General features: G+C 68.2%; 24 protein-coding genes. 16 read left to right on the top strand and 8 right to left on the bottom strand.

Annotated elements, in window-relative coordinates:
* The 3 genes from EAO72_RS40770 to EAO72_RS40785 all read left to right on the top strand — a co-directional run.
* Positions 1 to 521 (top strand): hypothetical protein (locus EAO72_RS40770; protein WP_315986336.1); only part of this gene is annotated, 521 nt, incomplete at its 5' end.
* 469 nt (positions 522 to 990) lie between these two features.
* Positions 991 to 1,173 carry a hypothetical protein gene (locus EAO72_RS40780; protein ID WP_148022434.1) on the top strand — a complete coding sequence of 61 codons (183 nt, stop codon included), beginning with the start codon at positions 991 to 993 and terminating at the stop codon, positions 1,171 to 1,173.
* Positions 1,174 to 1,258: 85 nt separating this feature from the next.
* A complete protein-coding gene (locus EAO72_RS40785) occupies positions 1,259 to 1,456 on the top strand; it encodes a hypothetical protein (protein WP_148022435.1) in 198 nt (65 codons plus the stop codon).
* Between the two features lie 264 nt (positions 1,457 to 1,720).
* Here EAO72_RS40785 and EAO72_RS40790 read toward each other — a convergent pair whose 3' ends face one another.
* From EAO72_RS40790 to EAO72_RS40800, 3 genes are read right to left on the bottom strand one after another with little or no spacing between them, the layout of a single operon-like run.
* Positions 1,721 to 2,185 carry a DUF6221 family protein gene (locus tag EAO72_RS40790; protein WP_148022436.1) on the bottom strand — a complete coding sequence of 155 codons (465 nt, stop codon included), beginning with the start codon at positions 2,183 to 2,185 and terminating at the stop codon, positions 1,721 to 1,723.
* Positions 2,182 to 2,508 carry a hypothetical protein gene (locus EAO72_RS42380; protein ID WP_187285450.1) on the bottom strand — a complete coding sequence of 109 codons (327 nt, stop codon included), beginning with the start codon at positions 2,506 to 2,508 and terminating at the stop codon, positions 2,182 to 2,184. The genes EAO72_RS40790 and EAO72_RS42380 overlap by 4 nt, the downstream gene beginning before the upstream one ends.
* The gene (locus EAO72_RS40800; RefSeq protein ID WP_148022437.1) at positions 2,505 to 2,729 is read right to left on the bottom strand and encodes a hypothetical protein; all 225 of its coding nucleotides are present in this window, start codon (positions 2,727 to 2,729) and stop codon (positions 2,505 to 2,507) included. Before EAO72_RS40800 ends, EAO72_RS42380 begins: the two co-directional genes overlap by 4 nt.
* A 120-nt stretch (positions 2,730 to 2,849) precedes the next feature.
* On the opposite strand from EAO72_RS40800, the gene EAO72_RS40805 reads away from it, so the two are divergent.
* From EAO72_RS40805 to EAO72_RS40860, 13 genes are all read left to right on the top strand, one after another.
* Entirely contained in the window at positions 2,850 to 3,230 is a 381-nt protein-coding gene (locus EAO72_RS40805; RefSeq protein WP_148022438.1) for a hypothetical protein, read from the top strand.
* Between the two features lie 105 nt (positions 3,231 to 3,335).
* Positions 3,336 to 3,635 (top strand): hypothetical protein, encoded by a 300-nt coding sequence (locus EAO72_RS40810; RefSeq protein ID WP_148022439.1) that lies wholly within the window; start codon positions 3,336 to 3,338, stop codon positions 3,633 to 3,635.
* A 74-nt stretch (positions 3,636 to 3,709) separates the two neighbouring features.
* Positions 3,710 to 4,030, top strand: a complete 321-nt coding sequence (locus EAO72_RS40815) for a hypothetical protein (protein ID WP_148022440.1) — start codon at positions 3,710 to 3,712, stop codon at positions 4,028 to 4,030.
* Positions 4,030 to 4,188: a hypothetical protein gene (locus EAO72_RS42385; RefSeq protein ID WP_187285451.1), complete on the top strand. Its 159-nt coding sequence runs from the start codon at positions 4,030 to 4,032 to the stop codon at positions 4,186 to 4,188. Before EAO72_RS40815 ends, EAO72_RS42385 begins: the two co-directional genes overlap by 1 nt.
* A 16-nt stretch (positions 4,189 to 4,204) precedes the next feature.
* The gene (locus EAO72_RS40820; RefSeq protein ID WP_148022441.1) at positions 4,205 to 4,477 is read left to right on the top strand and encodes a hypothetical protein; all 273 of its coding nucleotides are present in this window, start codon (positions 4,205 to 4,207) and stop codon (positions 4,475 to 4,477) included.
* Between the two features lie 35 nt (positions 4,478 to 4,512).
* A complete protein-coding gene (locus EAO72_RS40825) occupies positions 4,513 to 5,007 on the top strand; it encodes a hypothetical protein (RefSeq protein ID WP_148022442.1) in 495 nt (164 codons plus the stop codon).
* The gene (locus EAO72_RS40830) at positions 5,004 to 5,483 is read left to right on the top strand and encodes a hypothetical protein (protein ID WP_148022443.1); all 480 of its coding nucleotides are present in this window, start codon (positions 5,004 to 5,006) and stop codon (positions 5,481 to 5,483) included. Before EAO72_RS40825 ends, EAO72_RS40830 begins: the two co-directional genes overlap by 4 nt.
* A gap of 117 nt (positions 5,484 to 5,600) precedes the next feature.
* Positions 5,601 to 5,858 (top strand): hypothetical protein, encoded by a 258-nt coding sequence (locus tag EAO72_RS40835; RefSeq protein ID WP_148022444.1) that lies wholly within the window; start codon positions 5,601 to 5,603, stop codon positions 5,856 to 5,858.
* A 51-nt stretch (positions 5,859 to 5,909) separates the two neighbouring features.
* On the top strand, positions 5,910 to 6,143 hold the full coding sequence (locus tag EAO72_RS40840) for a hypothetical protein (RefSeq protein WP_148022445.1): 234 nt from the start codon (positions 5,910 to 5,912) through the stop codon (positions 6,141 to 6,143).
* Positions 6,144 to 6,165: 22 nt separating this feature from the next.
* Positions 6,166 to 6,420, top strand: coding sequence for a hypothetical protein (locus EAO72_RS40845; RefSeq protein WP_148022446.1), 255 nt, complete (start codon positions 6,166 to 6,168; stop codon positions 6,418 to 6,420).
* Complete coding sequence (locus tag EAO72_RS40850; RefSeq protein ID WP_148022447.1) at positions 6,417 to 6,626, top strand: hypothetical protein; 210 nt, start codon at positions 6,417 to 6,419, stop codon at positions 6,624 to 6,626. The genes EAO72_RS40845 and EAO72_RS40850 overlap by 4 nt, the downstream gene beginning before the upstream one ends.
* Complete coding sequence (locus EAO72_RS40855; protein WP_148022448.1) at positions 6,623 to 6,841, top strand: hypothetical protein; 219 nt, start codon at positions 6,623 to 6,625, stop codon at positions 6,839 to 6,841. Before EAO72_RS40850 ends, EAO72_RS40855 begins: the two co-directional genes overlap by 4 nt.
* Positions 6,838 to 7,092 (top strand): hypothetical protein, encoded by a 255-nt coding sequence (locus EAO72_RS40860; protein WP_148022449.1) that lies wholly within the window; start codon positions 6,838 to 6,840, stop codon positions 7,090 to 7,092. Before EAO72_RS40855 ends, EAO72_RS40860 begins: the two co-directional genes overlap by 4 nt.
* A gap of 269 nt (positions 7,093 to 7,361) precedes the next feature.
* Here EAO72_RS40860 and EAO72_RS40865 read toward each other — a convergent pair whose 3' ends face one another.
* The 5 genes from EAO72_RS40865 to EAO72_RS40885 are packed head-to-tail and all read right to left on the bottom strand — an operon-like array spanning position 7,362 to position 12,274.
* A complete protein-coding gene (locus tag EAO72_RS40865) occupies positions 7,362 to 9,050 on the bottom strand; it encodes a hypothetical protein (RefSeq protein ID WP_148022450.1) in 1,689 nt (562 codons plus the stop codon).
* A gap of 15 nt (positions 9,051 to 9,065) precedes the next feature.
* On the bottom strand, positions 9,066 to 10,313 hold the full coding sequence (locus tag EAO72_RS40870) for a PBSX family phage terminase large subunit (protein ID WP_261991871.1): 1,248 nt from the start codon (positions 10,311 to 10,313) through the stop codon (positions 9,066 to 9,068).
* Positions 10,310 to 10,885, bottom strand: coding sequence for an HNH endonuclease (locus tag EAO72_RS40875; protein ID WP_148022451.1), 576 nt, complete (start codon positions 10,883 to 10,885; stop codon positions 10,310 to 10,312). Before EAO72_RS40875 ends, EAO72_RS40870 begins: the two co-directional genes overlap by 4 nt.
* Entirely contained in the window at positions 10,885 to 11,409 is a 525-nt protein-coding gene (locus EAO72_RS40880) for a hypothetical protein (protein ID WP_148022452.1), read from the bottom strand. The genes EAO72_RS40875 and EAO72_RS40880 overlap by 1 nt, the downstream gene beginning before the upstream one ends.
* Positions 11,402 to 12,274, bottom strand: a complete 873-nt coding sequence (locus EAO72_RS40885; protein WP_148022453.1) for a hypothetical protein — start codon at positions 12,272 to 12,274, stop codon at positions 11,402 to 11,404. The genes EAO72_RS40880 and EAO72_RS40885 overlap by 8 nt, the downstream gene beginning before the upstream one ends.
* Positions 12,275 to 12,502: the final 228 nt, after the last annotated feature.

The raw sequence follows: 12,502 nt of genomic DNA on the forward strand, positions 1-12,502 counted from the left end.
CCACATCCATGGACCTGCCCGGGGCGGGTGGGCTGCTGCTCGGGCAGCCCGACCCCGTCATGAAGCAGGCCCTCCAGATCGCCGCCGCGGTCGACGAGGCGTACATGGAGAAGCGGACGGCGGTTCGGATCCAGGACCCCGACGTGCCGTCATGGGAGGAGGGGGCGCGTATCGGCACCGCCCCGCCGGTACCCCAGCCTGGCCAGCCGCCGATGTCGCAGTGGGCGGTCGACGCCAGCGGCGTCATGAAGGCCATCGCCGTCGCATCCCTGCCGGTCGGTGGCGCCCTCTGGCTCGTCGGCCAGGTCGACCCGCTGACGTTGGGGATCATGTGCGGCAGCCCCGTCGTACTCGCCCTGGCTGTCGGCCGGCTCATCGCCCACATCAAGGCCGCCGACGAAACCGGGCCCCCCACCATCCACCAGCACTACAACGGACCGGTCACCATCACCCACGACCAGCGCAGCATCGAGAGCAAGACGATCGGCGTCATCGCATCGACCCGCGGCACATTCGAGTGACCGCCGACCTGGCCGCCCCGCCCACCCTGCCCGGATGGGTGCGGCGGTCCGCCACCGGCCGCCTCACCCTCCGCCTCGCCAAGCACATCCGCTGCCAGGACTGCCGGGCCGACCTGCAAGAACTCGCCGAGTGGTACATGGTTCACGACCAGGTGTGGGCCCAGGCCAGCACCTGTGAGCGAGGCGGGCACCTGTGCATCGGCTGCCTCGAAACCCGCATCGGACGGCAGCTGGCCGGCGGCGACTTTACCGGCGCGCCAGTCAACCGGAGCGAGCGATGGGGCCGCCGTAGCCCACGATTCAAGGACCGGCTCCAACGAACAGGCAACCCAAGGTGAGACCAGGTGGGCTACGCCCACTACGAGATCGGCTGGCCCTCGACCACCAGGTCGGGGGCCAATGCCGTAGCCGCGAACGAATCTGTGGCGAACACCTCACGTGGAGTCAGCTCGACGGTCAGGATGGCCTCATGGGACTCAGCCTCAGGTTCACCGGCGAAGACAAAGACATGACCCTCGACGAGCTCGCCGACTTCGTCGAGAAGGCCAGGGCGGGCGGGGCGGACGGTGACCGCAATATCTACGCCGAGCTCAGCACTTCAGGAAAGATCAAAGTCGTCACCGTGAGCCTTGGTGAGGACGACGACGACTGACGCACCAGCTGGGCGCCGAGCCGACACCACGCCTGGGGCAGCAACCGGCGCTGTACGATCGCGACCCGCCACAGATGGAGCGCCAATGACCGACGTCTACGTACCGCTCCACGGGGACCGGTACCACATCTACGACAACTGCAGCGCAATCGAGAGCGGGCAGCAAGGCAACACCGCCCAGGCCGTTCCCATCTACCAACCCCTGGCGAAGCCGATCGAAAAGGCGGAGGCCGAAGGCAAGACCCTGTGCCGCACTTGCCTTGCCGCGGCGCAGCGATCGTAGGACGGCTGCCTGCACCACCGCACCTACTGCATGACTGAGCCCCGGACCACCTGGTCCGGGGCTTCTGTCGTTGCTACGGCGCGTGCGATCCATCCACGCCCGGCCGGGTCGATCGGCACGGTTGTCGGGACTGCACCCATCAGCCGGCACAGCGCATCCAGTGCCTCCTGGCATTCCTGCTGGGTCGTGCCGTGCACCGTGTACCTCGCGCCCATGAAGGCAGTCTGACGGGTCAGGGCGGCGTGGCGGGGTGGATCGGCGGAACTATGCCTGGGTGGCGAGCAGGGCCTGCATGTAGTCGGGGTGGTCGACGTAAGGCATAGCCAGGAGTTCGAGGGTGCGGTGCACCCGGGCGTCCCGGCCGCAACTGTCCCAGCAGGTGGGTTCGCGGCCGGCCTCTGTGGCGCTCGGGCGGGTCTCGTACTGGTCAGAGCTGACGTGGTGACGGCTGGCCAGTGCCTCGTCCAGCATGAGCCGCTTCGCCGCGACTTCGCGGAGGACGCGGGCCGGGTCATGGCGGGCGATGTGGGCGCGGTTCTCAGGGCTGACTACGGAGGCCAGTCTGCCTACGTCCATCAGCGTGCGGTTCTTCTGGCGGGCCTTCACGTCCCAGATCACGTAGGGCTGCTGGGGATCAACGTCACCCCACTCAGAGCCCGTGGCGTCTTGTGCCGTCTGCTCGTCTTCGTCGAGGCGGGCGCGGATGAACTGCACCAGGTCGGTGGTCATGCGGGGCTCCCGGGCTGGTCGGCGGCGCGCGCGATCTCGTTCTGACGCTCTAGCTCCGCGCTGATCGCATCCAGCAGGTCCTGGCCCGCCAGTGCGACGCTGCCGTCCGGGGCGTCAATTGCCTCCTGGCTCAGATTGCTATCAGCCCAGCCGGCCGCGAGGAACTGAACGGCTTCTTCCAGCGAGTCGCACTCCTCCTGCTGTCGGGTGTGGTGTCGCCAGTAGTGCGCTACGAACGGGGCGCTGGGCTCCTCGTCTTGGCATCCGCACAGGCAGCCGTCGTCGTCCTCTCGGTGCGGAATCAGGTCTCCCCAGCGGCTCATGAGGGCTTCACCTTCCCATCTCTGATGCGGGCGACGTATTCGCGGGTGAAGCCGGACGCCTCGACGACTTCGGTCAGTCGCCCGCGCACCTTGGGCTCGTCCCGGTTCTCGGGGAAGACCTGCGGGATCAGCTCGAAGATGCGGGCCTTGTCGTCGGCCATGCGCTGGGTGCGCATGCGAATCTCCTCGATCTTCTCTTCGTCGCTCGGCGGATTATTCATGGACTCAGTATGCCATCAGGCTTTGCCTATGGGGAATGCCTACTCCGTTGACATTGGCTACTCGGTAGGCATACTGTGTAGACATCACCAAGCAGCACAGCGCCACCCGAGGGGGAGCCCATGAACGCCAGCCGCCACATCGCCCGCACCCACCGCGCGGCCCGCACCACGACGAAGCCGCTCGGCTACCGGTGCCTCTCCGGCGACATTGCCGTCGCCGTCGACGCAGGCACCCTCATCCGGACCGGGGACCTGCTGGAACGGCTCGGCGCAGACCTCCCCGACGGCCAGTGCTCGTGGTACGGCCGGCACGCGGCGAAGGCGTACCGGGCCGCCCACCTCGGCACCAACCCGCTCCGCGTCTGGGCCCAGCACCGCACGACCGGCCGCTACATCCACGTCAACGTCTTCGAGCCCACCGACCCGGCGCTCTACACCGCACTCCGGACGTACAAGGCCACGAAGCACCTCGTCGCCGGCGACTTCGCGAGGTGCGCATAGACCAACTTCAACAGCGCTGAGCTTCGTGACCGCCTGATCCGTCAGCGCCGCGACCGCCTCGGGCGCAACGGGAGCCTCGGCCCCACCATCAAGGCTTTGCACGACATGGCGACGCTCATGGACCTGAGCACGCTGACGATCTACCGGCGCGGTCAGCAGCGCACCGACTACCACCTCATCATGCGGGCCTGCTACGGCCCTCTGATGCGGCGGAACCACGTGACTGGCCGGTACGAGATCAAGCCGCTTCGTACCCACCGATCGGAGCGCGGGGCGGCCAACCTCCTCATGGACGAAGTCGTGAAGGCCCTCGGTTCTGAGCGCGGACACTCCATCTCCGAAGTGCGAGCTATCGCCGACCGAATGGCCGTAGAAGCCATGGCGGTGCAGGCCGACACGTACTGACCACCCTCCCGGTCTCCCCATCCCCCTGGCGCACCACCCGGGCCGCGGCCCGCCAGATCGACAGGAGTAGGCAGATGACTGACCCGCGAATCCTGGCCGCAGTCGAGGCCGTCACAACGGACCTGCTGCCGCCCGTGCCCCGCCCGGAGCTGGAAGACGACGGCTACGACTGGATGGTGCTGCTGCGTGGCTCCGGCTGGTTTCCCGTGCCGGCCACCCCCGACGGGCGTCCGCTCGGTTCGTGGCCGTACCAGATCGTCGCCCACCACAACGACCCCGAGCGGGGCCTGTACGGGATCGCCGCCTACACCGAGGGCGACATCCACGTCACGGGCTACTGGGACAAGGACGCCCGCGACCAGGACAGCAACACCTACGTCGAGGACGACGACTGATGCCGACCCCCGCCCCGTCCCCGGAGCAGCTGGCCGCCATCCGTGCCCTGCTCGCCGAACGCCGCCTCCGCCTCTACGGCCAGGCCCGGTTCACCGCCTCCGCGCGCCGCAACGCGTGGCGCATCGCCCGTACCGAACAGCCCCGCCCTACTGCCTGACCTCAAGGAGAAACTCGTGAACCTGCCTGACCTCATCACGCCGACCGCATCAGGACCGGTCGTCTGGATCCTCTCCAAGGGCGAGATGTACGAGGGAGGGACCATCCGCGGGGTCTACCTCGACCGCGATCTCGCCCGCGGCGCTCTCACCGCCGCCGCTCAGGAGCTTCCGTTCGCGATCGACGACGTCCGCCAGGACGACGACGGGGCCATCCACATCGAGGGCGGGTGCGACTGGATCTCCCTCAAACCGCACCCCGTCGTCACCGCTCTCGAACTCGGCACCTGAACCACCCACCCACCCACCACCACGGAGGCGTAACCATGACCGACACCCCGATCACCCCGGACCGCCTGGCGTTCTTCCAGCCCGGCCACCTGTACGCCGCTCGTGTGGGGTGGCCCGAAGGTCGCGAGCGCTTCCGCTTCCTCTGCGAGTCCGTGACCACTGAGGCGGAGACGGGCCAGAAGGTGGCACACGGGCAGCACGGGAGGCTCCGCACCGCCGACGGTCTGTGGATCTGGACGCCCAACCCCCGTACCTACGAGGACTGGAGGGGTGGCGCCTGGACCGACATCACGGACTGGACTTCCCTCCTGGCCGAGGTCGATCGACGCGCCGAGCAGGCTGAGAACGAGGGCGTGATCCGGGCCCTTCGACGGCACCGCAACACCGCCGAAGCCCGCGTCGCCGAGCTGGAGTCCGCAACGGGTACCGCCCGTGCCATGCACCGCAAGCACCCGGACTCGGAGCACTGCCAGGCCGACGACATGACGTGGCCGTGCCCGACCGTGATCGCGCTGGGTGGTGCGCTGTGAAGAAGACGTACCGCGACGAGTGGCGCGTGATGGTCACCATCAAGCCGCGCCGCCCCGCAGACCTCGGGCTGACCGGCCTGGACGACCTCGCCGAGTTCATCGCCCCGCCGACGCAGACCATCACGGTCGCCGTGCTGCCGCGCCGTCTCGGGAAGCTGTCGGCCGGCATGTCCGTGAGCGACCGCATGATCAGCCGCGACATCGAGGGCGACTACCGCCGCCGCTGCGACGAGATCGCCGACGAGTTGCGGCGCCGCCCGCAGGTCGAGGACGCCACGGTCACGTGCACCGAGACCCACACGTGCTCGCACTGCGGCTACGGCTGGGAGGTGCTGACCGCCGACGAGGCGGCCAACCCGGCGAACTGCCAGGACGAGCACAGCGTCCAGGGTGAGCCCGTGTGCTGCGAGGCAGGCATCGCCGAGTTCCGGACCGAGCGCGGCATCCCGCCAGTGCGGCCGGACGATCGCCCGTGACCGCCGCCCCCGCCCCGGCCCCGTTGCCGCCGTGGGAGGACACCGCCCGGGAAGTCGCACGGGCCGACGACCGGTACTGGGACACCATCTACGACAACGACGACGAGGAGTAGACCGATGGCTGCACGCTACGGCTGGGACCAGGACGTGACCCACCACCTGGCACAGGGCATGCCGCCCGAGCAGGCGGCAGACCTTGTGGCCGCACTGAAGCGAGAGAACACCGAAGACGACCACGCCGAACTCGCCGATCGGGCCGCCGAAAACCGGGAGCTCCGCCGCGAAGCAGGCCGGGCCGCCGACCTCATCGAGGCCGGCGATCACGCCCAAGCCGTATCGCTGCTGCGGTACATCTCCCGACCCGCCACCACCTGACCAACCTGCCGCCGCCCGCCCGGTACGGCGGCCCACAACACGGAGGACAGCATGCTCGCCGTCTCGGAACGCGTCCCCGGCCATGGCCGAACCCCCGACCAGACCATCTGGCACAAGCCCGCACCCGGACACCGCTGTACCGGCGAGTGCGACTTCCACCCCATCGCATGCAGCGAGGAAGAGGGGATCGTCGCACCCGGGCCCAAGCAGGACGTGCCGATTCGGCCGGAGAAGGAGAACGAGGCGTGGTGCACCGACTGCCTCAACATCCAACGACAGCGGTAGATCACAACCGAAGGAAATCGCCATGCCGACCAACGATGACGTCCGCGAGTGGGCCGGTACCACCGAAGACATGCACGACCTGCACCGGTTCGGCCCCAACCAGCAAGCCCGCTGCGACCCCGCAATCCGCACCCACAGCCGGATCACCGACCGCGACGAGTTCCGCGAGCCACACATGACCCTGCGCAGCCGGGCCCAGATCGCAGGTCACTGGGCGGCGCACAGGTACCGCTTCTGCGTTAGCTGCACCAACACCACCCAGGAGCCCCCGCGATGATCCAGCCCGGACAGACCTACGAGGTCGGCGACACCGTCCACTTCGCCAACGCCACCCTCGTCGCGAACCGCACCCGCGACTACGAGATCACCGCGACCGGCCCTGACGGGATCAGCGTCACCGCGAAGGGACACGGCTACTTCCTCACCCACGAGCAAGCCGAGCAGCTCGGCTTCACGCCCGCCAGCAAGGAGCAGCAGCCGTGACCATCCAGCCCGGACAGACCTACCGGTCCTTGAAGCTGAGCGACAAAGGGTGGCGAATCCGCATCGTCGACGTCGGCGCAACCAGCGCCCGCGCCGTCGAAGCCGCCAACGGCCGCGCGCTCCTCAACCGGATCATGCTGCACAGCCTCCACGCCACCGCCACCACCCGCGACGGGAAACCCCGCCGCACCGGATACGTACTGGAGGGGCCGTGACAGCCGGGCCGTACTGCACCGGCGACCGCTGCACCGACTGCGAGCCGCCCGACCCTGGCGACATGCACGGCGAGGACGACTGCTGCGAAGCCACCTGCGGCTGCTGCCCCCGAGTCGATGCCCATGGGCACTGCTCCCTCAATCCCGGCAGCGAAGAGGACTCCCGCTACTGCGACCAGCACGGCGAGGGATCGCTCAACGACCGCAGCGCCGAAGCCGAGCAGCGCTACCAGATCCTCCGCCAAGCATGAACAGCCCGCCCCGAGCCACCTGGGGCGGGCTGTCGTGTGTCGGTCGATGAACGAGCGCAGCGGAGGGCGATCCGGGGCAGGCTCTTGAGGAGATCCCACCCAGGGAGGTGATCATCACTGTGGCCAGACAGCACAGATTCGCATCCAAGGCGCAGTGGCGTTAGCTGGGCATTCGCCACGAAGCAGAAGTTCGCCCGTAACTGGTCGCACCGCAACCAGCGGCGCGCCCCGTACAAGACACTCCCGCGCCGCAGAGCCGCACGCCGCCGCTAGGCAGCGGCCAGCCCGCGCGAGCCCCCGCCCTTCAACTCCTCATCCTGGCCCTCGTCCGCGCCGGCCTCCGGCTGGTCGTCGGTCTCCTCGTCGTCGTTCGGCTCGTCGAGCCCGCCGGCGGTGTTGAACGGGTCGCCAGCCGAGACCGCGGATGACCGGTCCTCGCGGATGCGCCGCACCTCGGCCACGACTTCCGCCTCGTCCCACGACGGTTCGCGCATCTTCACCTTCATGTACGTGGAGATGGCCCCCGCCCCATCAAGGAGGGACAGCGACCGGGCCGTGGCCTCCTGGTCGGGCTGCACAGCCTGCGGCCAGGAGGCAGTCAGCTCCGCGGCCGGGTCGACGTCCTTCGCCCCGCAGTGCTTCACGTCGACCATCATCATCGTCGTGAGGATTTCGAGCAGCGCCGGACGCTGGTACAGAATCTTCGTACCCCGGGTCGTCAGCGACTCTTCCTTGCGGGCCACGACCTCCGTCGCCGTCACCGCCATCGTCCCAGCCTCACCGAAGCCCTGCGCCGAATACCCGGCCGACGACAGGATCTGCAGGCGCAGCGCCTTGGTCGTCCGCTCATGCTCCTCGACCCGGATCTTGAACTGGAGCTCGGTGATCGAGTCCTTCATCGTCTCCGACCCGAGCAAACCGCTCAGGGCGACGATCAGCTCCTTGTCCAGGTCGAACGTTGCCCCAGTCCCAGGCCCTGCGGTTTCAAGCATCGACTGCGGCACAACGACCCTGGCCTTGCCCAGCCGCAGATCCCGCATCCACGACGTCCACGACTCATCCAGGGCGTCCATCATCGGCTCCACCCCGGCGAAGTCGCTGCGCCCCAGCGGAGCCGTTCCGGGGATGCCCTCCCACACCCGGTTCGGCAGCACGTTCGGCAGATGGGTGATCAGCAGACGGGGGATACCCGTCGCCTGCCTACCTTCGGCGTCGGTGCGCTTCGCCAGGTACTCCGAGTCCGGGTGGTCGACGAGGTCCATGCGGGCGCCCAGTGTGCTGACGTCGCCCTTGTACACGCCGTACTCGATGGTGCCCGGGGTGTGGCATTCCAGGAGCCGCCACACCTCGTTCGCGTCCTTCAGCGGGTCCAGCTCCCGCCACACAACAGCGGAGGCCAGGGCACCCCACCGCCACTCCGGGACCACCGCATCCGGGGCGATCACGTCCAGCCACGGCCGGGGCCGCAGCTCGGTGTCCCACACCACCCGCAAGAACACGTTGGACAGCCCGGCCGCCAGCTCTGACCCTTCGCGGAGCTTGGCGTGCCCGCGGTCGTCGAGGTACCGGCCGATCTGCGCCTGCGTCGACTTCGCCGTTACCGCATCAGTGGAGTCGACGTCCACCGTCACCTGCGGGACGTCAGCCCACAGCAGGTTCGCCGACATCTCAGCGATGTCCGCCCCGATCGGGATGTGCAGCTTCGCGGACTGCTGCCCCGGGGTGGCCTCCTGCCCCCAGAACATGCGGAGCTCGCCCCCGCCGGCTGCACGCCGCTGATCCGTTTCGAAAAATTGGCGGGCTGTCGAGTTCGCCCGATAGTTCGTCGGCCCGCCGTACACGGCCGCCAGGTGGTCGGTGTTCCCGGAGTACCAGGCACGCCACATGTCCATGTCGGCGTGCGGGATCTCCAGGGCGGGCGGCGGCCACGGTGTCTTCCCGGGGAGGGGCAGCGGCATGAGAGGTCCCTTCGGTCAGGCAGACAGGGCGAGCTGGCGCTGCCACAGAGCACGGGTCGTATAGAGGGCGTAGCGGGCGGAGTCGATGCCGTGGTCGGCGATCTTGATGGGGCGGTCTTCGCCCTTCTCGGCGGCGCGGTCGTCCCACGCGTATCCGGGCATCTCCGTGATCAGCGACTTGCATGACGAATGGACGAGGAGCTTCCCGGCGGCCAGCAGGCTCGACATAGTGCGAATGCCATCGAGGACATCGTTCTTCGCCGGCGTCGGAGTCAAGTGATCGCGGCGCAGTTGAGCGCTGAAGCTCGCCGCAGACGGGTCGACCGTCACGAACTGAGGCCGCACCGCACCGATCCCCGGCACGCTGCCGAGCCACCCGCGCATGCGCTCCGAGTACTCGATGTCCGTCAACTGGCGGCGCTGCTGCCGGCCGTCGTAGCGCCATTCCGATCCGATGTAGAGGCGCCTGTCCCGGCCGAGGCCCAGGAGCGTCGCGTGGAACGGGTTCGTCTGGCCGTAGTCAACGCCCACGCTGATCCACTTGGCGATCTCTGGGAGGGTGTCGGTGACGTGGCGTTCCTCGTCCCACATGTCGAAGACCGAGCCCTCGGCCGCGATCCATTCACCGAGGACAAAACGACGGAACCAGAGACCGACAAACTCAGCACGGATCGCCGCCACGTAGTCGGCGCTAAGGGAAGGGTTGTCGTCGAGGGTGAAGTGCCAGTACCTGTGGCCGAGCTCGTCTCTGCGGTCGATGAAGTCCCGCTTCAGCCAGTGGGCAGGCGAGCCTGGATTCGTGCTGGCGAAGAGCTTGCTGCCAGGTACTGACATGCGACCCAGAAGCTGCGTCCAAAACTCCTGGGGCACAAGAGTCGCTTCATCGACGAGGGCTCCTGCGCAGGTCATACCCCTTAGGCGCTCTTCGGCCCTGCTGTCGTTTGCCCCGATGACCCGGACCGGACGACCCAAGATGGTCGCTGTCGGTGCGCCCCGCGTGTAATGCACATGCTGTGAAAGCGAACCGAACAGACTGGGGTCCTGCAGAGGGATGAAGACGTTGGATGCCGCAGTATTCGTCGTCTTGGCGATGACCGCGAGTTCTCCGCCAAGAGGGGCCGTGGCCACGTACATGATCCAGCGCAGCAGGGTCGAGATGGTCTTGCCGGCACGGATGGACCCGGAGGCGATGTTGACGCGGGCTGTGCTGTTCGCGACGTAGTCCAGCTGCTTCCGGGACATCCCGAGCTCGGCAACATTCACGTGCACGCCCCGCGCAGTCGCAGCCAGGTGCCGCACTTGTCGTGCTTGTGGCGGTTACACGAGCCGCAACTCTGGACCAGGTTCCACCAGTGGTCGGTGCCGCCCTTAGCGAGGGCGTAGAAGTGGTCCACATGCATGTCGCCTGCGACGTAAAGCCCGCAGTAGGTGCAGCCGTCTGCCCGTATCGCACGCCGGTAGCCCGTCGACAGGGCGCGGTCGAACGGGTCCATGGCCACGGCGAGGAGCTGTTTCCGGCGGGCGTTTGCGGCATGCCACCGTTCGGGGTTGGCCGCATATCCGACCACGTACTTCTGCCTGGCGCGCGCTCGGATGGCTTCAGAGTGGCGCTGATAGTAGGCGGCCTTGGTTGCCTTCTTCCGTGTTGGGTCGGTCGCGTAGCCCTGGCGTGCGTTCGCGTTTATCAGGTCGCCGCTGGTCTCCCGGTAGCCGGCGGCCCACTCTCGAAGGCAGTCCTTGCAGCGGGCGGCGCGGTACTTTCCCTTCCGGGCGAACGCGTCCAACGCCTTGATTTCACCGCACCGGCGGCAGGCCTTTTCGGTCACGGCTTCCATCACGCGTCACCCTCGGCGCCGTCGGCGTCGTTGTCCTGGTTGGCGAGTTCGGCGATGCCTGCGGCGAGCTTTCCGAGCATGGACTTGGCGTCGTCTGCGCCGCTGCCGCTGGTTTCGGCGGGGGCGAGCTTGAGCGACTTGTCGATGGCCATGCCGGCGGTGCCCATGATGGAGCGCTTGTCGGCGGGTGGCGGCTCACTGACGGGCTCTTCGGTGTACACGTTGTTCTTGCCGCCGAAGGCGAAGACCACCGTGGGTTCCCACATCTGGGCCCGTAGTCGTTCTGCGTCGCTGGTGAGCTTGTCGGCGAGGATGCTGCGCCGTTCGGCAAGGTCGGCGAGGCGGGCCGCAGTCGCGGCTTGGATCTTCGACCGGTCAAACGTGAGGCCGAGGTGCGCGGCGGTGCGGGAGACGGCAGCGGGGGCGATGCCCATCTCCCGGGCGATGGCGTTACGCCCAAGCCCGTCGGCGTGCAGGGCGCGCAGGGTGTCCCACTTGTCGCGACCCATGTGTCCCTCAGGCATTGCGACCTCCTGGGCGGGCGTACTGGCGTAGCAGGGCGGGCAGCGGGGTGCCGTCGACCTGCCAGTCGGGGGAGTAGGGGAGCAGCCAGCACCGGCAGTGAGGATGCCGGGGTGGGCCGTCGATGGGGGTTGGGAACAGGGCCCGTTCCGGGTTGAGGGTGAGGCCACCCGGGAACTTCTGGCCGGGCCGGACGCTGCGCCCGGCGTAGGCGGCGCACGCGTCGCAGGCGCCGGGTTCGGCAACCCACAGTTGGCGAATCGTCGGCCCGATCGCGGCGGCTACTGAGGCAACGGCGTGCGCGGCGGCGCTGGTGACCGCTACGGCGGCATGCCGTGTGATGCGGCCGACGGCGCGGCGGGCCCGGTTGAACACCCCTGTCACCCCGGCGAGCCCGAGGGCGGTCAGGTTCGCCGCCGTCAGTAGGGCCACGGCGTGCTGGCGCTCCTCTTCAACCGCTGCGGGTACGGCGTCGGCTGCTGCTGTGGCGTCGGGGCCGATGGTGGGCTGGACGTGAGGGGTGGGCTGGGCGCGCATGGCGGCGGCGAGCGCGGATGCCTGCTGGGCGCTGACGTGCGCGGCGTTGTACGCGGCCTGCCGGATCACGTCCCGGGCTTCCGCCCCCGCGCCGCGGAACGCTTCAACCAGCGCCTTCTTGATCGCGGCAATGAGGCGTTCGAGGGCGGTCATTGAGGGTGCGCCCCGGTCGGTGGCGTGGACCCACTGCCGGGTGGCGTCGCGTTGGGCTGCGGCGATGGCCATGGCGAGGGGTTGCCCGGCCGCGTTGGCGGCTTGTTGCTCGATGCGCCGGAGGGCGGCGGGCTGTTGGCGTGCTGCTGTGGCGATCTGGTTGCTGCTGACTGCCATCCCCACCCCTTCCCGGCCTTTGAATCTAAGGACATCTTGCGCTATGACCTTCGATTGTGCAGCATTGGAGTGGGTTCAGGGTTAACATCTGGGTCAACACGCCAGCGGACAAGGCACCGCAACAACGTGTAGGCCGCCCAAGGAGGCACCGCAGATGTTAACCCTGAACCCACTCCAATGCTGCACAATCGAAGGTCATAGCGCAAGATGTCCTTAGATTCAAAGGCC

Source organism: Streptomyces sp. OR43 (assembly GCF_008042275.1).
Classification (GTDB): domain Bacteria; phylum Actinomycetota; class Actinomycetes; order Streptomycetales; family Streptomycetaceae; genus Streptomyces.